The organism is Rothia nasimurium (assembly GCF_928391935.1).
In the GTDB taxonomy this organism is placed as follows: Bacteria; Actinomycetota; Actinomycetes; order Actinomycetales; family Micrococcaceae; genus Rothia; species Rothia nasimurium_D.
In genome coordinates, this window is record NZ_CAKMTD010000008.1 from 14,480 (window position 1) to 37,270 (window position 22,791).

Consider the following 22,791-nt stretch of genomic DNA (forward strand, 5'->3'; position numbering starts at 1 on the left):
GATCACAATGAGAAAAATGGTTGAAAAGATGGCAGAACAGCATCACCGCCCACCCGCCCAACCCCCCCGGGGAAAGCAGGGCGTCCACCGAGGCATCAGCCGAAACTGGATCTGGGCCTTCCCCGCAGCAGCAGCCCTCGCCCTCATCCTGAGTCTCCTCCTCACCGGAGCCAACTCGGGCACGGCCCTGGCCGACGCTGGCCCCCTGGTGCGCTGGGGCCTACCCCTCGCAGAGACCCTGCACAACTTCTCCATGGCCACCACCATGGGCGCCCTCATCTTCGCCATCGGCATCGTCCCCCGGTTCCTCGACTCAGCACGAGGCAGGGTCAATATCAACATGGCCCACGCAACCAGCTCCACCCAACGGGCCAAAAACCTTCAGAGGACAGAACACCCGGCCTTTATCGCCGTCCTCAACCTCGCCGCCGCTGCCGCAGTGACCTGGACGGTTGCAGCCATCGCCGTCCTCATCTTCAGCTACGCAGACATCACCGGCCGAGTGCCCTCATCAGGCGCTGACTATACAGGTGAGCTCATCAGCTACATCAGCACCATCGACTCAGGTAAACAAGAAGCCACCCACATCATCGTGGCTGCAACCGTCGCAACCCTAGCCCTGGGCGTCCGCTCCCTCACCGGGCTTCTGCTCACCTTCGGGCTGTCCCTGGTGTCCCTCGTCGCTATGGCCCTCGGTGGCCACTCCTCCGGCGGCGACGACCACATGGGCGCCGTCAACTCCCTGGGACTTCACCTGCTCGGTGTCGTGCTCTGGTGCGGCGGGCTACTTACCCTCATTGTCATCTCCAGGGCCATCAGCGCCGACGACGCAGGCACCGGCACCCTGCCCGAAACCCGCAGGGGAGAGCACACCGCCTCAAGCCGCAGGGCCCCCCTCGCCGTTGTCGTCCTGCGACGCTACTCAACAGTGGCCCTCTTCGGTTTCGTCCTCGTACTCCTATCAGGCTCCATCAACGCCCTGGTGCGCCTCAACAGCCTCGGGGAACTGTTCACCACCACCTACGGGGGACTGGTCCTAGCCAAGCTCTGCCTCACCCTGGCCCTGGGCGTCTTCGGCGCCCTCCACCGTCTTCGCCTCATTCCGCTCATGGAGTCCGGCCTGGTCAGCGCTGGCAAGGGGCTCTGGGCCGCCATTATCGCTGAGATGGTGATCATGGGCCTCACCAGCGGCCTTGCCGTGTCCCTCAGCCGTACCGCGCCCCCGGCCCCCCAAACCCTGCCCGAGGGGGCTGAACCCGTCCGCATCATCACCCTCTACGACATGCCGCCAGAACCGCACGTCGCCGAATGGTTCACCCAGTGGCGCTTTGACTGGTTCTGGGTCGCCTTTATCAGCTTCGTCGGTTTCACCTACCTCTGGGCCTACGTCAGGGTACGACGGACGGGCGGCACCTGGCCTATCGGCCGCCTCCTGTCATGGTTTGTGGGCCTCACCGTCCTGCTCTACATCACCTGCGGCGCCCTGACCGTCTACTCCCGGGTGCTCTTCTCCGTCCACATGGTCGAACACATGCTCCTGACCATGGTCTGCCCCATCTTCCTCGTGCTCGGTGCCCCCATCACCCTGCTCCTTCGGGCCCTTGAGCCCCGTCAGGACGGCACCCGCGGCCCCCGCGAATGGATCTTGCGGCTGGTTCACTCGGGCTGGTCAAAGGTCATCACCCACCCCATCTTTGCGGCCGTCAATTTCGCCGGTTCAATTGTGGTTGTCTACTTCACCCCGCTCTTCGGGGTCATGCTGAACTACCATGTGGGCCATGAATTTATGCTGATTCATTTCCTCATCACCGGCTATATCTTCTCGCTGGTGCTGATCGGTATTGACCCGATTCCGTACCGTCCTACCTTCCCCATGCGTCTCATCATGATTATTGCAACCTTGGGGTACCACGCCTTTGTGGGCATCGCGATTATGCAGATGGATACCTTGTTGCAGGCATCCTGGTTCGGTAACTTGGGCCGTCCTTGGGGGCTGTCAGCGATTGACGACCAGAAGCTGGGCGGTTCGCTTATGTGGGCCATTGGGGAAATCCCGACCATGCTCATCGCGGTGGGTGTAGCTGTGCAGTGGTCTATGAACGATAAGAAGGTTCAGCGCCGCATCGACCGTCAGGCTGACCGTGACGGCGACGCCGAGCTCAAGGCCTACAACGACATGTTTGCGGCCCTGGCGGAAAAGGATCAGACCCGCCGCTAGAGGCCACTGGCTGTAGGTACTTCCTCCCATCTGTAGGTAGCTCAGCACCTACCGATGGGAGGAAATACCTACATACACGGACGGGGGCTACCGGCTCCGGTGCAGGACGGCACCGGCCAGGCTCAGGGCCAGGGCCACTGCACAGGAAATCAGCACCTCAACCCGGTGCTTCTCCGTTACCCCCATGTAGACCAGCAGGGCAGTCAGCCCAGCTATTAAGAGGTAGTTGACCCAGGGCCAGCCCGCCAGGCGCAAGGACGCTGAGGCGGCGCGTCCGTCCGGACCGGCCAGCACCCCAGCCCCAGGCTCAAGCCCTGCCCCAACCCGGCGGAAGCGCAGGTGGGACACAGCTACAATCAGCCACACAAAAATCCCCACGCCACCGGTGGAATTAACCAGCAGGGCAAAGACCTGCTCCGGCATAAAGTAGTTCAGAAGAACCGAGGCGAAGCCGATCAGGGTTGAAAGGATAATGGCGTTGCGGGGGGCCTTGGTGGAGGACACCCGGGAGAAGCAGGCGGGGGCGTCGCCCTGCTCAGCCAAGGCAAAAACCATCCGCGAGGCGGCATACAGACTGGCGTTCAGGCAGGAGAGCAGGGCCGTGAGCACCACAATGTTCATGGCCAAACCGGCATAGGGAATCCCCAGCACCTCAAACATGGTGACGAAGGGGGAGACGCCGCTGGTGACGGACGTCCAGGGAATAACGGCCAGGGTGACGGCAATCGAGCCAACATAGAAGAAGAGGACACGGAAAATAACGGACCGCACAGCCTTAGTCACGGCCAGGGCAGGGTTGCTTGACTCGCCCGCAGCAACGGTAGCGATCTCAGCCCCAAACATAGAAAAAATGACCGCCAGCAGGGCCGTAAAGACTGCCCCCACCCCGTTGGCGAAGAAACCGCCCCCTGCCGTGTAATGAGCCAAGGACGCCGTCGAGTTGGGAATTAGCCCCAGCAGGGCCAGGACCCCCACGGCAATAATGACGACAATTGCCCCGATCTTGATCGAGGAAAACCAGAACTCAGCCTCCCCATAGGAGCGCACCGACAGCAGGTTCAGCCCCAGGAAGGCCACCACCATCACGAGGGCAACCAGCCACTGGGGCCAGGACGGCACCCAATCAGAAATAATGGCCGCCGCAGCCGTCGCCTCAATGGCAACCGTCACCGACCAAAACCACCAGTAGAGCCAGCCCACCGAGAACCCAGCCCACCGGCCAATATAGCGGCGGGCGTAGACCGAAAAAGACCCGGTTTCGGGGGTGGACGCAGCCATCTCACCCAACATACGCATCACCAGCACCAGCACGGTACCAGCAAGCAGATAGGTCAGTATGACGGCCGGGCCAGCAGTAGCAATCGCAGTAGAGGAAGCAACCAAAAGCCCAGCCCCAATAGCCCCACCCATGGCAATCATCGACAGGTGACGGGGCTGTAGGGTACGCGCCAACCGTGGTGACGCCGACCCCTCAAAGGAGTCAAGAGAAGGCTCAGAGCCAGAAGCATGAAGACGATTCACAGACATACTTTCATCGGGAATCCCGGAATGGGGGTAACAACCTAAACCGGGAAGATCCAAAAATATTCCCAGGTGGGGGAGCCCTGCCAGGGCAGGTGCCGAGAACAATACTAACTGTTACGCACTATTACGCCTCGTGTAACGCGCAGGCCCCACCGGCTCAATACACGGTCACCAGATGGCAGCGCCCCACCAGGAGGACTAGGCTTGAACTACTACACAACCCACCACCACAGAAAAGGTAAAAACATGGCAGAGAATGCAGCCGCACGCCAGACCAAAGTCCGCGCCTCAGAACTTGTCGGTCGTGGCTGGCTCAACACCGGCGACAAGCAGCTTTCCCTCGAAAGCCTGCGCGGAAAAATCGTCATTCTCGACTTCTGGACCTTCTGCTGCATGAACTGCCTGCACGTACTCGACGAGCTGCGCCCCCTCGAAGAAGAGTTTTCCGACGTGCTCGTCACCGTCGGCGTCCACTCACCCAAGTTCGAACACGAAGCCGACCCGGTGGCGCTCGCCGCCGCTGTTGACCGCTACGACATTACCCACCCGGTGCTCGACGACCCCAACCTGGACACCTGGAACGCCTACACCGCCCGCGCCTGGCCTACCCTGGTCGTCGTTGACCCCGAGGGCTACATCGTCGCCCACCTCTCTGGCGAGGGCCACGTTAAGGGCCTGACCTCCCTGGTGCGCGAGCTCGTTGAAGAGCACGAGGCCAAGGGCACCCTGCACCGCGGCGACGGCCCCTACGTTCCCCGTCCCAAGCCCCAGGGCACCTTTGCCTTCCCCGGCAAGGCCCTGGCCCTGCCCGAAGACCTGGCAGGTCGCCCCGGCACCTACCTGGTCACCGACACCGCCCGCCACCGCCTAGTGCAGGTGGAGGGCGACCTTGAAACCCCCCTGGCCAGCTTCGGCGGCCCCGAGAAGGGCTACGCGGACGGCGACGCCACCACCGCCCGCTTCAACGAACCCCAGGGCCTGGCCCTGGTGCCTGCCGAGCTGCGCGAAAGCCTGGGGGCGGACGTCCTGATCGCCGACTCCGTCAACCACCGGGTGCGCGGCCTGCGCCTGGCCGACGGAACCATCACCACCCTGGCAGGCTCCGGCGCCCAGCGCCTGATCGACGGCGACACCGCCCGCACCGACCCCAACTTTATCGCTGAGGGTGCTGACCCCCTCACCGTCGCCCTGTCCTCCCCTTGGGATCTGGTCTACTCCCGTGAGGCCTCCGCCTTCCTCATCGCCATGGCAGGCACCCACCAGATCTTCAGCTTCGACCCCGCCACCGGCCAGCTCGCCGTCTTCGCAGGCACCGGCGCCGAGGGGCTCAAGGACGGCGCGGCCGCCGACTCCTGGTTCGCCCAGTCCTCCGGCATCATCGAAGCCCGCGACGGCTCCATCTGGGTTGCTGACTCCGAAACCTCCGCCCTGCGCCAGATCACCTTTGAAAACGGTGCAGCGACCGTCAGCTCCGCCGTCGGTATCGGCCTCTTCGACTTCGGCTTCGTCGATGGCCCCCGCGAGGACGCCCGCATGCAGCACTGCCTCGGCCTAGTTGAGCTGCCCGACGGCTCCATCGCCATCGCCGACACTTACAACGGCGCTATCCGCCGCTTCGACCCGGCCACCGGCGTCCTGGGCACCCTAGACCGTGGCTTCGCCGAGCCCTCCGACCTGCTCGTCGAAGAAACCGAGGACGGCGGCGCCCGCCTGATCGTCGTAGAAGCCAACGCCCACCAGCTGGTGCGCGTCGCCATCCCCGAAGCCATGCAGCACGTCGACGAAGGCGCCTCCCAGGTCACCCGCAAACCCACCGAAATCGCAGGCGGAACCCTCAACTTCACCGCCCGCTTCACCGCCCCCACCGGCCAGAAACTCGACACCCGCTGGGGCGACCCCACCCAGCTCAAAATCTCATCCACCCCCGAGAACTTCATTCTCGAAGGAGCCGGAACCTCCCAGGGCCTCACCCGCCAGCTGGTACTCAACCCCGACATCACCGAGGCCGTCCTGCACATCACCGCCCGCGCCGCCGCCTGTGACGGCGAACCCGGCGGCGAAATCCCCGACCACGCTGCCTGCCACCTCTACCAGCAGGACTGGGGCCTACCCGTCGTCGTCACCGCTACCGGCGACAGCGACCTCGCCCTTGACCTGCGCGGCGTCAACTAAACCAAGCACCACACACATAAGGACCCGCCCCGAACACTCGGGGCGGGCCCTTAGCTTAACAACAAGGACGGCTAGGCGGCGGCCTTGAAGATTACAGCATCGTTGGCAACAGCCAAGGAGCCGGTCACCGTGAAAGGAACCGAATGGACTACCTGCTTCTTCTTCCCCGTAAAAAGATCAAGCTCAGTAAAGGAAATCTTAGCCGTGCCCTGGGCCGGAGCTAAGGTCCACTTCCCCTGACTCAGGGACACCTCAACCTCAGGGTACTCAGAAATTTCCCAGGCCACCCCGCCGTCCACCCGACCATCAAAAGCAAGCTCAAAGGGGCACCCCGTCGGGTACAGGGAATCCTGGGTAGCGCAGGAACTCAAATAGGTGTTGACCTGCTGCTGCACCGAAGCCACAGCCGCCTCAGAGGGTTGCAGCTCCACCGAAAGCTGAGAGGCATCCTTACTAGCAGACGTCACCGAGACACTCTCAGACACAGCAGAAAACAAGGCAGACTCATAGGTGACGGTGTAATGCCCAGGGTAAAACACCGCAAAAGTACCCTCACCCTGCTTGAGGGGGACCTTAGTGCCGTTCAAGGTCGCCGCCTCAACAGCCCCAGAACTTACCTCAAGCACAGGCAACTCCTGCGGAACAATATGCCACTGGTCAAAAACACCCCAGTGGGATCCCACCTTCTGCGTTTCGAAAACAGTAGACCCGGGCTCGCCAGCCAGCTCGTAGGCGACGGTCACGCGGGCCTTCTCGCCGCCGTCCAAGATCTCAACCTGCGAGGTTTCAAGATTTTTCAACTCGGCAAAAGACGCTTTGAGGGCATCCCCGGTCAACATCGCTGCCGATGCATCAGGGGCCTCAACCCCCAAAATGCCCAGGGCCTTAGACCCATCCCCCTCGCGCACCGCCGAAAAATAAGCCCGTACCTGGCCATCTGGCCCATACACAAACCGGTTAATCAGCCCTAAAGCTACCAGCGCAATCACCACAGCCAGGGCAACACCCATCAACCAACGAGCCAACACACGATCAACAGAAGAAGAAAAACGCACCCCTTAAATGTAGCTCACACAGGTACCAGCCCCACCTAGCCACCTAGGCGAGCTCATGCCCGCTACAGTAGAAGAATGGCAGAAAACGCGCACCAAGTACCCAAACACTATGGGGAACCTACCACCGTCTACCACCCCCGCATACACTCCTACCACCGGCGCGTCCTCGCCGTCCTCCCCAGTCTCCTCCTTGCCCTAGCCTGCCTTGGCTTCATGGGCTACAAACGCCCCACCCCCCTGATTATGGTTGCCCTCGGCCTGGTCGCTGTTTTTGCAATCTGCTCCATCTATGGCACCCTGCGCCCCCACATTGTCGTCAAAACTGACACCCATGTGCTCCGTGGCCGCCTCTACGGCTGGCAGGCCCTGCCCCTGGCCGCCTTCGCCCAGACTGTGCTCGTTGAGCGCCTCACTCCCAAGCAGGCAGCTGGCAAGGAGCTTAAGGGGGCTGCCGCCCTGCGCTACAAGGGCGTCCCCGCCCTTTTTGGTGTTGATGATAAGGGCAAACGCATTTTCCGCCTGGACGGGCGTGTTTGGGACGCTAAAACCCTGCGCTCCATTGCCACCGCCATAGCCCCCCAGACCACGGTCTACACCAGCATTAACGTGGTCCAGATGAACAAACAGCACCCCGGGCTAGTGACCTTCAACGAGCTTCACCCCGGCTGGAAATCAGCAACCCTCGGAGCTGTATCCTTGCTCTTCTTGCTGGCGCTCACTGTCGCCGCCTTCCTGCCTGACGACGTCCTGCGCCAACTTCACATTCTTTAAAGAGGTAACCCCCTACCCGCCCCACTAGGGCAGATAGGGGGTTTCCTGTATTAACTAGTCGGACGCCTGCCGGTAGAACCAGGTTTTTGTGGTGCCGACGAAATGCGCCCAACAACCGGCTAGCAGGGCCAGGGGAAGGGCCCAGGTCAGGAGATTAATAGCCGCGAAGCTGCCGGCCAGCCAGACATACCACCCCAAGGCCAGCCCGTACAGGGCCAGGCCAGGGACCGCCCAATTTAGGTGCGGGGTGTAGCTCGTTGCCGCCGACCGCCAGGTATTCGCAAGATGAAAAAGGGCGAAGAGTAGGGCTGGAATGAGGGCGTAGGCGTTGAAAACACCAGCAAAACGGGCGGGGTCATGAGGGGAGGTGCCCCAGAGGCCAACGTAGGCGAGCACCGGCAGGGAGGTCAGGATCAGGGTGGCGGGGGCAAGGATGACGGCGACGAAGCCCAGCAGGTACTTTGAGTTAGACGATAGCTTGTCTGACCTGGTGATCCGGTGGGAGCCGGGTGCTTGAGGGGTAAGGGGCGCGGGGGTCTGGGCCATGCAGAATCACTCCTTGGGTTGGTGGGGAGGGTACCTGGCGCACAGGAGTATTATCAGCAATCTTACTATTTGTGTCTGGGCTGTGGCAAGGGTAGGTTTACGGCGCGGGGGCCTAGGCAAGGAGGTGGGGGAGAAGGGCCAGGACGCCTCCCCGGTAGGTTGCGGCCCCGTAGAGGGTAGCTGCGGCGCAGGCGACTAAAAAGGTGTTTCGCACCAGGGTGCGCCACGACAGGGGCGCCGACGACAACCCCCCAAAACACTGACAGGGCTCAGTCGCCCCCAGGGCCAGAGCCCGAGCCACCACCAGCCAAAAAACCAGCATAAGCCCAAGCGTCGCCGTCGCCCCCACGACAGCAAAAACCCCAGACGCCAGAAGCACAACCCCCGCCAAACCCAACTCCACCCAAGGAAGCAACCGGGCCACCCACTTCACCGGCACATAAGAATGTAGACGCAAGGCAACCAGGGCCCCCACCGTCATATGCGGCTGACGCGCCTTAGCCACCCCACTCACCAACAAGGTAAGAACCACAACCAAAGCCCCACCAAAGGCCAACCAGACCACCCCGCGCCCCTTCCGTCCTCACAGCAACTAACACTCCAAGCCTAACCCCTCTCGGCCCGGTCGGCCCGGCCCGGCGCCCGCACAAGTCATCTCGTTCACCCGAGGTACATATCAAACGATATGTACCTCGGGTAAACGAAATGAAAAAACAAGCGTAAGCGCCCTGTGGTGGCTCTAGGTATTTCTGGGGGCGGTCTGCACTCCGACGCGCGTGGGCGAGCCCGCCTGCCAGGCTAGAGGCCGCGGTAAACCTCTCGCCGGTGGCCGATTTTAAATACTTCTACGACAATCCTGTCTCCATCGATTCTGTAGAGAACCCGATACACCTTGACCTTAATCCGGTAGCTGTTCTTTGACCCCTCTAACTTCTGCGATCCAATCGGGTGGGGGTTCTCAGCTAGATTCTTGAGTGCCCTGTGTATGTCTAGGGCTGAGTTCTTGTCGCCTGCCAGGAGCCTATCTAGAAATTTTTCTGCCTGCCTACTCAGAGTTACCTTGTACGCCATAAAACCTCCAAAAGAAGCAAACTCTACACAAAGTGTACACTGTTTGACTTGTTTACAGAATGGGGGTAGTTTGAGCTTATAGAGGGCTTGCTTGACCGCAAGATTCGCCCGCACCTACTGGGAAATGAGAAAGACCATGGCACAACTAGTAGCTGAGCGTAGCAGCATTAAGCTCGTAGAACTCAGAAACAACCTAGGCGACAAAGTCAACGAAGTAAGCTACACCAACCATCGCCTCACCATTACCCGCAACGGCAAACCCGTAGCGGCCCTCATCTCCGTCGACGATCTCGCCCTCCTCGAAGAACTGGAACTTAAGCAAGACTCAGAAGATATGGCCCGAGCAATTGCGGAAGATGACGGCTACCGCGTCAGCCTCGAAGAGTTTGAGGCCAAGCACGGCCTCGCCTAGCCCCACCCCGCCCGGCGCCTGCCCGATGTCCGAGCCGTCCACCCGCCTGGCGTCCGCGCAATTCATCTCGTTCACCCGAAATGCATACCAAACGATTAGGTATCCCAGGTGAACGAGATGAATTTTTAACTTTTGAGGGGCAGGACGGGCGGGGGTGGGGCCGGGTTTGGGGGAGTTCGGGCCAGGTCGGACGACGGCTGGGAGCGGCTGAGTACATGTAGGGCAGGACGGGCCCGGCCCACCACACTGCCCCAATACCAGCGTCCGCAACGCTCCGCGTCCGCAATGCCCACAGCCCCGGGGGTAACTGCGGTATTTTGGAAGGGTGCTATTTTCTGATCAGGACATCCGCAAAGACCTAGCGGCAGGCCGCATTCAGCTCGAACCCTACGACGAGGCTATGATCCAGCCGGCCTCCGTCGACGTGCGCCTCGACCGCTTCTTCCGTCTCTTCGACAACCACAAATACCCCCACATTGACCCCTCCCAGGAGCAAAAAGACCTGACCCGCCTGGTAGAAGTCGCCCCTGACGAGCCCTTCATCCTGCACCCCGGCGAGTTCGTGCTCGGGGCAACCTACGAGAAGGTCACCCTCCCCAATGACGTGGCTGCCCGCCTGGAGGGCAAGTCATCGCTGGGACGCCTGGGCCTGCTCACCCACTCCACCGCCGGGTTCATCGACCCCGGCTTCTCAGGGCACGTCACCCTCGAACTGTCCAACATGGCGACCCTGCCCATCATGCTCTGGCCCGGGTCTAAGGTCGGCCAGCTCTGCTTCTTCAAGCTGACCAGCCCCGTCGAAAACGCCTACGGCACCGGCCCCTACGGCAACCGTTACCAGGGGCAGCGCGGTCCCACGGCCTCCCGCAGCTACCTGAACTTCCACCGCACCACCATCCCCACCGCTGACCAGTAAAAAGACAAGACTCAGGCCCCCTGAATAGCAGGGGGCCTGAGCTTATAGGGTAGGTAGTCGGAGCTATTGGGCAGGCTGGGGGTTCTTCATCGGAAGAACCAGCAGCAGGCCAGCGGCGAGGACTAGGACGATTCCGAGAATCCCCCAAATCTGGCTACCCATTTGGGTGACGAAGAGGCCGAAGAGGGCCGGGGCGAGGAAGCTGGCCGCGCGTCCTGTCGTCGAGTAGAGGCCATAAATTTCGCCCTCCTGGCCCTCCTCTACCAGGCGCCCCAGGTAGGAGCGGGCAGCGGACTGGGCGGGCCCGACGAAGGTGCAGAGGGTCAGGCCGCAGATCCAGAACATGGTGGTGGACGGCCAAATCAGCAGGGGCAGGGCCGTGATAATCAGGGCGGTGAGGGAGGCGACGATGACGCTCTTGGGGCCGAAGCGGTCGTCGAACCAGCCGCCGGCCATGGCCCCGAGGCCAGCGACGATATTGCCGAAGATGGCGAAGACAATGACCTGGTTGGTGCTGAAGCCGAAGGCACCTGCTGCGAGGACGCCGCCGAAGGTGAAAATACCGTTCAGGCCGTCGCGGAACACTGCAGATGAGATGAGGAAGTAGAGGGTGGTGGGGGCCTCGCGGCGCAGGCGACGCACGGTGGCGAAGAGCTCTTTGTAGGAGGAGAGGAAGCTGCCGGTGGTAGCCTGAGCCCGGACGGTCTGGGGCATGGACCGCATACGCAGAATCAGGGGCAGGGAGAAGACCAGGCCCCAGAGGGCGCAGAAGAGCGCAACAGCACGGATGTTGAGGGAGTTTTCCTCTGGTATTCCTAGGAGGCCGGGGCTGATGAAGCCCACGAGTACCAGCCCCAGGGCGATAATGCCGCCGAAGTAGCCAGCTGCCCAGCCGAGGCCGCTGGCCTTGCCGATGGTGTCCCGGGTGGAGATGGTGGGCAAAATGGCGTTGTAGTTGACGACGGCGAACTCATTCACCAGGTTGCCCGCTGCCAGGAGGGCCACACCTAGCACCAGGTGGTCGGGGGAGGGGGCGACGAAGAAGCAGAGGGCCATGATGAGCACGAGGAGCAGGCTGTTGACCGTGAGCCAGAGGCGACGGCGGCCGTTGGCGTCTGCCCGCTGGCCGGAGACAGGGGCGAGTAAGGCAATGAGGATACCTGCGATGGTCAGGCCGAAGGAGAGGGTGCCGGTGGTGTGGACCTCGTCGCCGAAGGCGCTACTGGTGAGGTAGACGGCGAAGACGAAGGTCGTCATGATCGCCTGGAAGCTGGCGTTGCCGACGTCCCACAGGGCCCAGGAGAAAATGGTGGACCGGGAGGCCGGTTCCCGTGTGGTGGACGGGGCGGCAGCGTCCTTCAAAGTTGTGCTCATGCCTGCAATGTTACCGGCCAGGTGAACACTCACCCCCGTTGAACGGCAGGATAACAAGAAAAAAGTGCAGGATTCCACCAAATAAGAGGTGGATTCCTGCACTTGGAGGGCCAGCCTGGGCCCGTGAGATGTTTTAGGTTTAGATCTCGGACTGGTCGCCGCGCTGGGCCAGGGACTTGGCCTCAAACTTGTACTGGGCGCGGGTAATGCTGACCTTGATGACGGTGCCGACCAGGCCAGTAATCAGGGACCAGAGGATGATGTCGCGCCAGCGTTCGTCGTCCTCGGGGTTGTTGGCCGGGGGCTGGTTGCCGGTGATTTTGGTCCAGCTTGCTGAGAGGACCTTGTTGGCCAGGGCTACGCCGCCGAGTGAGGCGGCGGTGCCTACGATCTTGATGAGGGGGTTGCTCATAACCTTCCCTTTCCATACGAATGGGAGCCCCTGTCTGGGGCGCTCTTACCCCAATGCTATCAGTGCTGTGTAGTTGTGTGGGTAAGGACGCGGTCATGCAGGGCCCCAGTGAGAGGAAGGAGGCCAGCCCCCTCTTCCTTTTTGTTCTGTGACCTGCCTATACTAGTGTGGCTCGTGTTACGCGGGCGGCAGGGTGAGTCCCTGCCACGACAGGGGAGCACCAAGTGGTGCTGAGAGTGCACATGCAGACCCTCGAACCTGATCCGGTTAGTACCGGCGCTAGGGAGTCGAAAACTTTCAAAAGCCCAGCCGCCTCACCCCGGCCGTCCTGCCCCAAGAGCAGGGAGCCGACGAGGAGGCGAGGGCCTGTGCATGCCCCCTTTGTATATAGATTCAAAGGAAGGCTTTATGTCTACACCCAAAAAAACCGCGCTGACCTGGCGCGTCAATGACATTGTTGTCGCATCTGTGCTGGCTGTTGCCTGCGCTATCCTCTTCTGGTTCTGGAACATCGTCGGCTATAAGGCCACTACGGCAGCCCTGGCTCTGGCCCCGGAGTATGCCTCCCTCATGGGTGGGACCTGGCTGCTGGCGGGCGTCCTGGGCGGCCTGATTATTCGTAAGCCCGGCGCTGCCCTCTACACCGAGCTGCTGGCCGCTATTATTTCTATGCTCATGGGCAGTGACTACGGCTGGCAGATCGTGCTTTCTGGCATTATTCAGGGAATTGGCGCTGAACTGGTCTTCGCCCTCTTCCTCTACCGGCTCTGGATCTTGCCCGTTGCCCTGCTGGCTGGTGCTGTGTCTGGTGCCTTCATGAGCGTTTCTGAGCTGATTATTTACTACGCCGGTGTTTTTGAGGGGGCTAAGGCTGTTGCCTACGCTACCGGCGGTATCATTTCTGGCACGATTCTGGCCGGGCTGGTTGCCTGGCTGCTGACCCGCGCCCTTGTCGCCACCGGCGTCCTAGATTCCCTGGCCTCTGGCCGGGCCCGCGCCCGCCGTACCACCCCCTCCCACAGTTAGGTCAGGCGTGCCCACCGAACCCACCTCAAGCTCCCGCCCCCTTCCTAATGAGGGGGCGGGGGTGCCCCCCGTCCAGCCGGTGAGGACGCGCGGGGCCCACCTGGCTACCCGCGATTTCGGCTGGCACCACCCCGGACGCCCGGCCCCGGCCTTCGCCCATCTCACCTTTGACATCACCCCCGGTGAAAAGGTCCTGCTGGTTGGTCCCTCCGGCGCGGGTAAGTCCACCCTCCTGCACGCCCTGGGCGGGCTGGTTGAGGACGAAGACGGCCAATCCCAGCTCGGCACCCTCACCATCGACGGCCTCCCCGCCCGCGAGGCCCGGGGCCGCTGCGGCCTCATGCAGCAGGACCCCGAAAGCTCCATCGTCCTAGCCCGCGTTGGCGACGACGTCGCCTTCGGCCCCGAAAACCTCGCCGTCCCCCGCGAGCAGATTTGGCCCCGCGTCACCGAAGCCCTCACCGCAGTCGGCCTCAACCACCTGGACCTCAACCACCCCACCAGCGCCCTCTCCGGTGGCCAGAAACAACGCCTGGGCCTCGCCGGAATCTTGGCCATGCACCCCGGCGCCCTGCTCCTGGACGAACCCACCGCCAACCTCGACCCCGCAGGCGTCATTGAAGTGCGCGACTCCGTGCTGGCCGCTGCCCAGGCCGCCGGGGCCACCCTCGTCGTGATCGAACACCGCATAGACGTCTGGGCCCAGCACATGGACAGGATCATCATCCTCGGGCCAGGCAAGGACGGGGCCGCTACCATCACCCACGACGGGCCACCCGCAGCCGTCCTCCACCAGGCCCGCACCTCCCTGATCGCAGGAGGTGTCTGGGTGCCCGGCCACACCCCCCACCCGCCAGCCCCCGCCGGAACAGCCACCGGCACCACCGCCCTACTCGAAGCCCGCGACCTCACCATCACCCGCGCCACCCCCACCCGTCGCCAACGCAAGGAACGAGCCCGGGCCCTCGCAGCCGGGACAACCCCCGTCCTCGACCTACCTGCCGTCGCCACCGGAATCAACCTCACCCTCCACGCCGGGGAACACCTGGCCCTCGTTGGCGGAAACGGCAGCGGCAAATCAACCCTGGCCCTCACCCTCGCAGGCCTCCTCACCCCCGCCACCGGGCAGGTCTACGCCCACCCCACCCTCACCGGGGCAGATACCCTCAGCCACGACCTCACCACCTGGCCCGCCGCCGAACTCGCCCACCGAATCGGCTACGTCTTCCAAGACCCCGAACAACAATTCATCACCCCCAGCGTCCGCGCCGAACTCGAATTCGGCCCCCGCCACCTAGCCAAAACCCGCAGAACCCCGCTCAACGAGGCCGACCTAGCCCAGCGCGTCGACACCCTCCTGGCTAAACTCCACCTCACCCACCTGGCCAACGCCAACCCCTTCACCCTCTCCGGCGGCGAAAAACGACGCCTATCCGTCGCCACCGCCCTCGCCACCGAACCTGCCATCCTGGTGCTCGACGAACCCACCTTCGGCCAAGACTCCACCACCTGGGCCGAACTCGTCACCCTCATTCGCGAACTCCTCACCCAAGGAACCGCCGTCATCTCCGTCACCCACGACACCGACTACATCGCAGCCCTCGGCGGCACCACCTACCGCCTAGGAGGCCGCCCATGACCCACGACCTCTTCGCCCCAACACCAGCCCACGCCAGCCGAATCGGCCAACTCTCAGCAGGCAGCAAACTCCTCGCCACCCTCATCCTTACCCTCGGCCTGATCCTCATCAAAGACTGGGTCAGCGCCACCGCGATCCTCTGCCTAGAACTCGCCCTCTTCGCCACCTGGGGCCTCAACCCCCTCACCCTCTTCGCCCGCTTCTGGCCCCTCCTCATCGGCACCCTCCTCACCGGCTGGTCCACCTCCCTCATCGCCGACAAAACCGGCGAAACCCTCCTGCAGGTCGGCTTCATCTGGATCACCAGCGACTCAGCAGCCGCCGGTATCGCCCTCATGCTCCGCAGCCTGGCCCTCATACTCCCCGGCGTCCTTCTCATCACCACCACCGACCCCACCGACATCGCCGACGCCCTCGCCCAAACCGCCAAACTCCCCGCCCGCTTCGTCCTCGCCGCCCTAGCCGCCCTCCGCCTCACCACCCTCATGATGAGCGAATGGCACGCCCTCGGAGCGGCCCGACGCGCCCGCGGCCTCGGGGCCAGCGACAGCCTGCTACGACAAGCCAAAACAGTCACCGGCCAGGGTTTCGCCCTGCTCGTCCAATCCATCCGACGCGGTACCCGCCTAGCCACCACCATGGAAGCCCGGGGCTTCGGCGCAGGGGCCCGCACCTGGGCCCGCACCTCCGTCTACCGACGCGACGACCTCACCTTCCTCCTCATCAGCCTCGGAATCCTCGCCACCGGCTACGCAACCGCCGCCTGGGCCGGGACACTCACCTGGGTATGGATGTAGGGTTAAGACATGACTACACCCACCGTTGTACGGCTGACCCAGGACCACCCCGCAGGCACCCTCGCCGACGCCAGCACCCCCCTCATCAAGATCGAAGACCAAGGCCTCACCCGGGGCGACGGCGTCTTCGAAACCATGCTGGCCGCCAACCGCACCGTCCGAAAATTCGACTCCCACCTGGCCCGCCTCGCAAGCTCCGCCCGTCTCCTCGACCTCCCCCTACCCGACGAAGCCAACCTGCGTGCCGCCGTCCAACTGGCCGTCGACTCCGCCGAACCCGGTGCACAGACCGTGCTCGGCGAAGAACACACCGTCAAAATCATCATCTCCCGTGGAACCGTCGAAGACGGCCCCCACACCTGGGTCACCGCAGCCCCCTCCGCCCCCAGCATTCTGCACCAGCGCGAGCACGGCGTCCGCGCCATGCTCCTACCCCGAGGCCACGACCCCGCCGAAGACTCCGCCTACCCCTGGCTCCTCTCCGGCGCCAAAACCCTCTCCTACGCCGTCAACATGTCAGTCCTCCGCTACGTTGCCCAGCACGGGGCCGACGACGCCATCTGGATCACCGACGACCGCCGCATTCTTGAGGGAGCCACCTCCTCCGTCATCGTCGCCGTCACCGAAGGCGACAAAAAAGTGCTCTACACCCCCGAACCCGCCCACGGCATCCTGCCCGGCACCACCCAGGGCACCATCTTCACCCGCGCCCGCGACAAAGGCTGGGAACTCGGCTACGGCCCCCTCTACCCCCAAGACCTCCTCGAAGCAGACGCCGTCTGGCTCGCGTCCTCGGTGCGCCTCCTGGCCCCCGTCAGCCACCTCAACGGAACAGCCCTGGCCACCAACAAGGCCCTCACCGACGAACTCATGGGCTACCTAGCCCAGGGATAAGCTAGTCCAGGGTAAAACAGCCCAGGGGCAAGCCAGCTCAGGCACCGCCTAGCCCCACCCCATAAAACCAAGCGCCCCGCCTCCTGACCTTTCAAAAGTCAGGACGCGGGGCGCTCGCCGTCGGGCCGGAGGTTTGAGGGCCTGGGCTAGCGGGCTGGGCTAGTGGGCTGGGGCTCTTGAGAGCCGGGGCCTTAGGAGGGGCGGTCGGTGACGTAGTCGCTGGGGGAGCGCGGCGTGGTGAAGAGGCTCAGGCCAGCGAGTAGGGAAAAGCCCAGCATGGTCAGGGCCATGGGCAGGTAGGCGCTACTGCCGCCCAGGGCCACCAGGGGAGCAGACAGGCCACCGACCAGGGACTGGGTTGTGCCCATCAGGGCCGACGCCGACCCCGCTATATGGCGGGCCTCGCCCATAGCCAGGGCCGAGGCGTTACCGAAAATAAGGCCCACCGAGGTGGTAAAGGTAAAGAGCAGAATCATAGTCACCAGTAGCGACGGGCCCATTAGGAAGTGCAGGGTTAAAAGAACCGACACCAGCAGGATCGAGCTAGCGCCCACTGTCAAAATGGTTCGCTGGGCAACCCGGCCAATCAGGAAAGCATTGATGAAGGAAGCCAGCACCACGCCCATGGAGTTGAACCCAAAAGCGTAGGTGAAGTGAACTTCTGAGAGTCCCATGACGTTCTGTAGCAGGTAGGGGGAGCCCGACACATAGGCAAAGAGGGCCCCGAAGGCCAGCACCAGGGTCAGCATAAACCCCCGGTAGCGGCGGTTCTTGGCGACCTCCACCATGCCGGTGTAGACGGTGAGCAGGCTGCCGGTGCGGCGGCGCTCCGGCGGGAGGGATTCTTTCACGAAGAGGGCAACCAGCACCATGGAACAGGCCACCAGAACAGCAATGACCTTGAAAACATCCCGCCATGTACCGTAGGTCAGCACCACCCCGCCGAGGAGGGGCGCCACGACCGGGGCGAACCCGTTGATCATCATCATGACGCTCATGAGCTTGGCCGTCTGCAGGCCGCTGGTGGAATCAACAATGACGGCCCGAGACAGCACCAGCCCGATAGCCCCGGTAAAGCCCATGAGGAAGCGGGAGGCAATCAGGATCTCAATGGTGGGGGCAAAGGCGCAGGCCAGGGTGGCGGCGGCGCAGAGGACGACCCCCACCAGCAGGGGCAGGCGTCGTCCGGTCTTATCGGAGAGGGGCCCGACGACGAACTGCCCGGCCCCCATACCGGCCAGGAAGGCGGTCAGGGTCAGCTGGACGGTCGGGGCTGTGGTGGCCAGGTCAGAGGCGATGGTCGGCAGGGCGGCCAGGTACATATCAATGGCCAGCGGCCCCACCGCCGTCAAGGACGCCAGGGTGAAAATAGTAACCAGGGGCAGGCCGGGGCCCTCCGCTGGCTCCTGCTGGTGGGGCGTGCTCATAGGCGACCTTTCTTACTGATACTGATAACCGGGCCTGACAAACCGACCCGCCTGGGCACGACAGTTGGCTGGGTGGGCCCTAACTGTGGGCCACACGGCGGGCCCTGCTGCGGGCCCTAGTATTCTACGCCCCCGGGCCCAAGTATGCAGAACTGCATGAAGGCGGGGTTAGGGGCCTTCGGCTAGACGCACTAGACCCGGGGCGGAATAGGCCGCTGCATAATCTGTCAAGAGCTCCTCCTCCTGGGCCGCCCACATGTCCCAGTAGGGGCGGTAGGTGTCGCCGTCGCGGGCTAGGGCCCGCTCCTTACGCAGGGCGGTGGGCGCCTCAACATAAAAACCCAGGTCATGTGCCCCCGTCAGCGCCCCTACCCCTTCAACAATCAGGACGCCTGCGCCCAACTCCTCGGGCAGGGTCAAGGGGTGGGGGCCGGTCGGCTCAGACCTCACCCAATCCCAGCCGAACCAGACCGGGGCAAACCCGGCAGACGAGCCGGGGCGGGGGCGTCCTTGCACCACATACTCCGCCAAACCCTGCCACACCCGTGCTGCCGCAGCCAGGCCCTCCCAGCCCTGGTAGAGGTCCTCCACATGAAAAACCTGGGCAGGAACCCCCGCCGCCACCAGCCCTTTTTCCAGTTCCCCGGCCAGGGTCGTCTTACCCGAGCCACTGCGTCCGTCCACAGCAACCAGCAAGGGCCGCTGCTCCCGCAACTGCTGGCGGGCCCGCACCACCAGCCCAAGCACATCACCAGAACCAACCCGGCCCACCAGAACCTCCTCAACTCACAGCAACAGCTCCCCCCAGGCTACCGCAGAACCACCCCCGACTAGGTCATAATGACAATGACCACCGCACTAGCCTCAGGGGAAACCATGACCGACCTCAACGCCGCCCACACCCTCATCCAGGCCGCCACCGCCGCCCGCCAGGCCCTGGCCGCCCTAGCCCAACCCCCGGCCCTCCACTTCAACCTGCCCGCAGGCTACGCAGGCTCCCTCTACCGCTTCGCCCCCCTCAACCCGGCCTCCATCGCTAACACCACCGAATGGCTTACCCAGGCCTACTGGCGCACCCAACCCCCGGCCGTCCACGACGACCTCCGCGCCCTGGCTAGCGCAGACACCAACGTCCCCGCCATGATTGCCGCCATCGAAGCCGGCCAAGGCGGCCTCCTAGGCCGCTTCTTCGGCGGAGAAAAACGCCGCGCCGCCGAAGCCGCCAGCTTCGACCTCACCACCCGCCTCACCGAAACCGGGCCCCTGCTCGCCCGCCTTGCCCCCGTCCTCGCCGCCCAGCCCAGCGCTCAAAGCCCCGAAACCGCTTTTGCCGCCAACACCCTCGGGCTCAAGGACGCCGCCGCCCCGGCCCTTGCCCGCTACGCCGGGGAAAACTGGGCCTCCCCCCGCTGGGAAGAAATCACCGCCGCAGAACACGCCGCCTACCTCTCCATCTGGGGCGCCCTCAACACCCCCGAACGCGCCCAACTCATGGCAGGCATGAGCGGCGACATGCAGGCCCTCAAAGCCGAACGCGCTACCCTCACCCTCAAGAACGTTCCCGTCGACAAACTCCGCGAACTGACCAGCGGCACCGTCCGCACTGCGCCCCTGGTAGACGCCGGCCTAGCTACCGTCGCCGACGTCCTGGCCCAGGGTAGCGCCGCCGCCCTCACCCGCATACCCGGAATCGGCGAAACCACCGCCAACCAGATTTATGCAGCAGCCACCCGCCTGCTCGACGAAGCCACCGGCCAGGAAAAAGAAAACCTGGGCGAAACTCGCACCCCCGCCGCCGAACGAATCCTTATCGGCCTTGATCGCCTCCGCGCCATCGACGCCGCCCTCGGCGACTCCGACCTCTTCGACCGCCTGGCCTCCTACGCGCCCCTGCTTACCCAGCCGACCCCGGCTTCCGGCCCCCTCTACGTTGCTGTCGGCGACGACCTGACCGACCTCAACCAGCTCCGCACCGACCTGGCCCGCTGCCAGGCCCTCGCCCCGCTGGCCGTCCCCGCAGCCACCTGGCTCAGCCCCGACGCCGCCTGGGCCGGCTACCTGGCCGACCCCGCCACCCACCAGGCCCTCCTCGCCCACTACCTCGGCAACGAAACCCTCGGCGACGCCTACCTCCCCGCCGAAATCTTCGAACGGATCCGCAAATACCCCCTCAACCTCACCGGCCTCTCCGCCACCCTACGCGGCTACCAAACCTACGGCGCCAAATTCATGCTCGCTCAGAAAAAAGTAATCCTTGGCGACGAAATGGGCCTGGGCAAAACCATGCAAACCCTCGCCGCCCTCACCCACCTCACCAACACCGGCAAAACCCACTTCATCGTCGTCTGCCCCGCCTCCCTGGTCATCAACTGGCAGCGCGAAACCGAAAAATTCACCGCAATCCCCACCCACCTAGCCCACGGGGACGCCCGCGACGCCGCCCTCGCCGCCTGGAAGGCCGACGGCGGCCTGCTCATCACCACCTACGACGGGGCCCGCCTCTACGCCGACGCCACCTGGCGAGCCGACGCCGTCATCGCCGACGAAGCCCACCTGGTAAAAAACAAAACCGCCCAACGCTCCCAAAAAGTCGCCGACCTCGTCCGCGCCGCCGACTACGCCGTCCTGCTCTCCGGCACCCCCATGGAAAACCGCGTCTCGGAATTCGTCACCCTCGTCGACTACCTCCAACCCGACCTCGTCGCCGACGGCGGAGTCGAAAACCTCCTCGCCAGCGAATTCCGCGCCCGCATAGCCCCCGCCTACCTACGCCGCAACCAAAAAGACGTACTCTCCGAACTACCCGACATGACCGAGCACCGCGACTGGCTCGAACTCACCCCCACCGACGCAGACGCCTACCGGGCCGCCGTCGCCGAAGGCAACTTCGCCCTCATGCGCCGCGCCGCCTGGGCCGCAGACGACTCCGCCAAACTCACCCGCCTACTCGAAATCGTCGAAGAAGCCACCCACGCAGGCCGCCAAGTCCTCGTCTTCTCCTTCTTCCTCTCCGTCCTCACCCGCCTCGAAACCGCCCTCGGCACCAAAACCGTCGGCACCATCACCGGCGCCATGCCCCCAGCCGAACGCCAAGCCGCCGTCGACAGGCTCAAGGACGCCGCCCCCGGCTCCGTCCTGCTGGCCCAAATCACCGCAGCAGGCGCCGGACTCAACATCCAATCAGCCTCCGTCGTCATCCTCACCGAACCCCAGTTCAAACCCACCATCGAAGCCCAAGCCATCGCCCGCGCCCACCGCATGGGCCAAACCCACGCCGTCGACGTCTACCGCCTCCTCGGCGCCAACACCGTCGACGAACGCATGATCGAACTGCTCGGCCTCAAATCCCAACTCTTCGACGAATACGCCCGCCTCTCCGCCACCAAGGACGGTGCCGCCGAAGCCGTCGACATCTCCGACTCCAAGATGGCCGCCCAAATCATCGCCGACGAACGCGCCCGCCTCGGCCTGGACGCCGCCGCCCCCGTGGCCGATAGCGAGGGGACGGCTGAAGGTTAAAGAGGGCGCACAGGGGTCGTGTTCGCTGGGTGGGGGGATGAGCGGACGCGGCCAGGGTGCTCCTGAGAGCTGACGTGGATCGGGGCTGGCGGTGAATCGCGAGGAGCCCCCGGGCGACGAGCGAGAGTGGTTGTCAGCACAAGGGGTGCCCTGGCCCGCTTGCCGGCCAGCTCACCCGGCCCAGGCTAACTGCTGTGGGCCCGAGCCTGCTCGATGACTCCGGGCACGGCGTCCCGAATCATCTGGAAGGTTTCGTAGAAGTCGCTCATGTCCCCGTACCAGGGGTCGTAGATTCCCAGCCGGTCGAGGGGCTGATCTGCGACAGCCGGGTCGAACTCGCGCATGAGATGAACCTTGGCCGCCGCTTCCTCCGTGGGGGCCAGGTGTTTGAGCGCCCGGTAGTGGTTGGTGTCCATGGCGAGAAGTAGGTCGTAGCGGTCAAAGTCGGCCCGGGTGAACTGCTGGGCCCGGTGGGAGCCGGTATTGATGTTGAGCTCATCGAGCACCTTCTTGGCCCGACGGTCGATGGGGTTGCCCTCTTCTTCGTTAGATATGCCGCTGGAGGCGACCTCCACGGCGAGCCCGGCCTGGGCGGCAGCCTGCTTGATGAGGTACTCGCCCATGGGGGAGCGGCAGATATTTCCGGTGCATACAGTCATGATTCGATACATGCCCACTATGTTCCCATAGCTTCCCCAGGAAGTTGGAGGGGAACGTCCTGAAATATGCCTGCAGTTGAATAAATCAGGGAAAAAAGTTCGCTCTAAGACGGAAAAATAAGGATAACCTGTGTATAGTCTTACAGGTACACACACTTGATGGTGCAGTTTTCAGGCAAAGATAGCCCGGTTCATACAGCAGTGAACTGAAGGGGACCGCACCAAACACACAACTTTCTTGAGTTCTTTCGAGATGACAAAAGCCCCGCAGGCCACACACCTGCGGGGCTTTTGCGTACCCGGCCCAGCGCCGTCCCGTCCTTCCCCCCTATATGTGCCGCAAACCTTCATATGTTGCG

The 22,791-nt window shown here is 63.7% G+C and carries 20 protein-coding genes and 1 riboswitch; of the genes, 10 read left to right on the forward strand and 10 right to left on the reverse strand.

Going from position 1 to position 22,791, the window contains the following annotated elements; translation table 11 throughout:
- Positions 1-28 precede the first annotated feature (28 nt).
- Positions 29-2,218, forward strand: a complete 2,190-nt coding sequence (locus L7A15_RS08470; RefSeq protein WP_237212407.1) for a cytochrome c oxidase assembly protein — start codon at positions 29-31, stop codon at positions 2,216-2,218.
- An 87-nt stretch (positions 2,219-2,305) separates the two neighbouring features.
- On the opposite strand, the gene L7A15_RS08475 is transcribed toward L7A15_RS08470, so the two are convergent.
- Entirely contained in the window at positions 2,306-3,739 is a 1,434-nt protein-coding gene (locus L7A15_RS08475) for an amino acid permease (RefSeq protein ID WP_237208143.1), read from the reverse strand.
- A 249-nt stretch (positions 3,740-3,988) separates the two neighbouring features.
- On the opposite strand from L7A15_RS08475, the gene L7A15_RS08480 reads away from it, so the two are divergent.
- Positions 3,989-5,914, forward strand: a complete 1,926-nt coding sequence (locus tag L7A15_RS08480; RefSeq protein ID WP_237189493.1) for an NHL domain-containing thioredoxin family protein — start codon at positions 3,989-3,991, stop codon at positions 5,912-5,914.
- Between the two features lie 71 nt (positions 5,915-5,985).
- On the opposite strand, the gene L7A15_RS08485 is transcribed toward L7A15_RS08480, so the two are convergent.
- Positions 5,986-6,969 carry a hypothetical protein gene (locus L7A15_RS08485; protein ID WP_237189913.1) on the reverse strand — a complete coding sequence of 328 codons (984 nt, stop codon included), beginning with the start codon at positions 6,967-6,969 and terminating at the stop codon, positions 5,986-5,988.
- A gap of 75 nt (positions 6,970-7,044) precedes the next feature.
- Here L7A15_RS08485 and L7A15_RS08490 point away from each other — a divergent pair, with 75 nt between their 5' ends.
- Entirely contained in the window at positions 7,045-7,740 is a 696-nt protein-coding gene (locus tag L7A15_RS08490; protein ID WP_237189914.1) for a hypothetical protein, read from the forward strand.
- Positions 7,741-7,794: 54 nt separating this feature from the next.
- Here the strand turns inward: L7A15_RS08490 and L7A15_RS08495 are convergent, their stop codons facing one another.
- From L7A15_RS08495 to L7A15_RS08505, 3 genes are all read right to left on the reverse strand, one after another.
- Positions 7,795-8,286, reverse strand: coding sequence for a hypothetical protein (locus L7A15_RS08495; RefSeq protein WP_237189915.1), 492 nt, complete (start codon positions 8,284-8,286; stop codon positions 7,795-7,797).
- Positions 8,287-8,398: 112 nt separating this feature from the next.
- Entirely contained in the window at positions 8,399-8,851 is a 453-nt protein-coding gene (locus L7A15_RS08500) for a MauE/DoxX family redox-associated membrane protein (RefSeq protein WP_237218796.1), read from the reverse strand.
- A 233-nt stretch (positions 8,852-9,084) separates the two neighbouring features.
- The gene (locus L7A15_RS08505; RefSeq protein ID WP_237208144.1) at positions 9,085-9,357 is read right to left on the reverse strand and encodes a type II toxin-antitoxin system RelE family toxin; all 273 of its coding nucleotides are present in this window, start codon (positions 9,355-9,357) and stop codon (positions 9,085-9,087) included.
- A gap of 136 nt (positions 9,358-9,493) precedes the next feature.
- Between L7A15_RS08505 and L7A15_RS08510 the strand changes: the two genes are divergently transcribed.
- Both L7A15_RS08510 and dcd read left to right on the forward strand, forming a co-directional pair.
- Positions 9,494-9,769, forward strand: coding sequence for a type II toxin-antitoxin system prevent-host-death family antitoxin (locus L7A15_RS08510; protein ID WP_237200453.1), 276 nt, complete (start codon positions 9,494-9,496; stop codon positions 9,767-9,769).
- A 325-nt stretch (positions 9,770-10,094) separates the two neighbouring features.
- Entirely contained in the window at positions 10,095-10,685 is a 591-nt protein-coding gene (dcd, locus tag L7A15_RS08515) for a dCTP deaminase (protein WP_237189899.1), read from the forward strand.
- A 63-nt stretch (positions 10,686-10,748) separates the two neighbouring features.
- Here the strand turns inward: dcd and L7A15_RS08520 are convergent, their stop codons facing one another.
- Both L7A15_RS08520 and L7A15_RS08525 read right to left on the reverse strand, forming a co-directional pair.
- Complete coding sequence (locus L7A15_RS08520; protein WP_237212411.1) at positions 10,749-12,059, reverse strand: MFS transporter; 1,311 nt, start codon at positions 12,057-12,059, stop codon at positions 10,749-10,751.
- A 139-nt stretch (positions 12,060-12,198) separates the two neighbouring features.
- Complete coding sequence (locus L7A15_RS08525; RefSeq protein WP_237189901.1) at positions 12,199-12,471, reverse strand: DUF4235 domain-containing protein; 273 nt, start codon at positions 12,469-12,471, stop codon at positions 12,199-12,201.
- Positions 12,472-12,672: 201 nt separating this feature from the next.
- Positions 12,673-12,774: riboswitch (TPP riboswitch) on the forward strand.
- A 105-nt stretch (positions 12,775-12,879) separates the two neighbouring features.
- Between L7A15_RS08525 and L7A15_RS08530 the strand changes: the two genes are divergently transcribed.
- The 4 genes from L7A15_RS08530 (at position 12,880) to L7A15_RS08545 (ending at position 16,827) form a co-directional block, all read left to right on the forward strand.
- The gene (locus L7A15_RS08530) at positions 12,880-13,497 is read left to right on the forward strand and encodes an ECF transporter S component (RefSeq protein WP_237212413.1); all 618 of its coding nucleotides are present in this window, start codon (positions 12,880-12,882) and stop codon (positions 13,495-13,497) included.
- A 61-nt stretch (positions 13,498-13,558) separates the two neighbouring features.
- Entirely contained in the window at positions 13,559-15,136 is a 1,578-nt protein-coding gene (locus L7A15_RS08535; RefSeq protein ID WP_237212415.1) for an ABC transporter ATP-binding protein, read from the forward strand.
- On the forward strand, positions 15,133-15,933 hold the full coding sequence (locus L7A15_RS08540; RefSeq protein WP_237188392.1) for an energy-coupling factor transporter transmembrane component T family protein: 801 nt from the start codon (positions 15,133-15,135) through the stop codon (positions 15,931-15,933). The genes L7A15_RS08535 and L7A15_RS08540 overlap by 4 nt, the downstream gene beginning before the upstream one ends.
- A 9-nt stretch (positions 15,934-15,942) precedes the next feature.
- Positions 15,943-16,827 (forward strand): aminotransferase class IV, encoded by an 885-nt coding sequence (locus L7A15_RS08545; RefSeq protein ID WP_237188395.1) that lies wholly within the window; start codon positions 15,943-15,945, stop codon positions 16,825-16,827.
- Positions 16,828-17,018: 191 nt separating this feature from the next.
- On the opposite strand, the gene L7A15_RS08550 is transcribed toward L7A15_RS08545, so the two are convergent.
- Both L7A15_RS08550 and L7A15_RS08555 read right to left on the reverse strand, forming a co-directional pair.
- Positions 17,019-18,254, reverse strand: a complete 1,236-nt coding sequence (locus L7A15_RS08550; RefSeq protein ID WP_237212416.1) for a multidrug effflux MFS transporter — start codon at positions 18,252-18,254, stop codon at positions 17,019-17,021.
- A gap of 168 nt (positions 18,255-18,422) precedes the next feature.
- Positions 18,423-19,025 carry a hypothetical protein gene (locus L7A15_RS08555; protein WP_237212417.1) on the reverse strand — a complete coding sequence of 201 codons (603 nt, stop codon included), beginning with the start codon at positions 19,023-19,025 and terminating at the stop codon, positions 18,423-18,425.
- A 75-nt stretch (positions 19,026-19,100) separates the two neighbouring features.
- On the opposite strand from L7A15_RS08555, the gene L7A15_RS08560 reads away from it, so the two are divergent.
- On the forward strand, positions 19,101-21,773 hold the full coding sequence (locus L7A15_RS08560) for a DEAD/DEAH box helicase (RefSeq protein ID WP_237212418.1): 2,673 nt from the start codon (positions 19,101-19,103) through the stop codon (positions 21,771-21,773).
- A gap of 185 nt (positions 21,774-21,958) precedes the next feature.
- Here L7A15_RS08560 and L7A15_RS08565 read toward each other — a convergent pair whose 3' ends face one another.
- Positions 21,959-22,432: a low molecular weight protein-tyrosine-phosphatase gene (locus L7A15_RS08565; RefSeq protein ID WP_237212419.1), complete on the reverse strand. Its 474-nt coding sequence runs from the start codon at positions 22,430-22,432 to the stop codon at positions 21,959-21,961.
- Between the last annotated feature and the right edge of the window lie 359 nt (positions 22,433-22,791).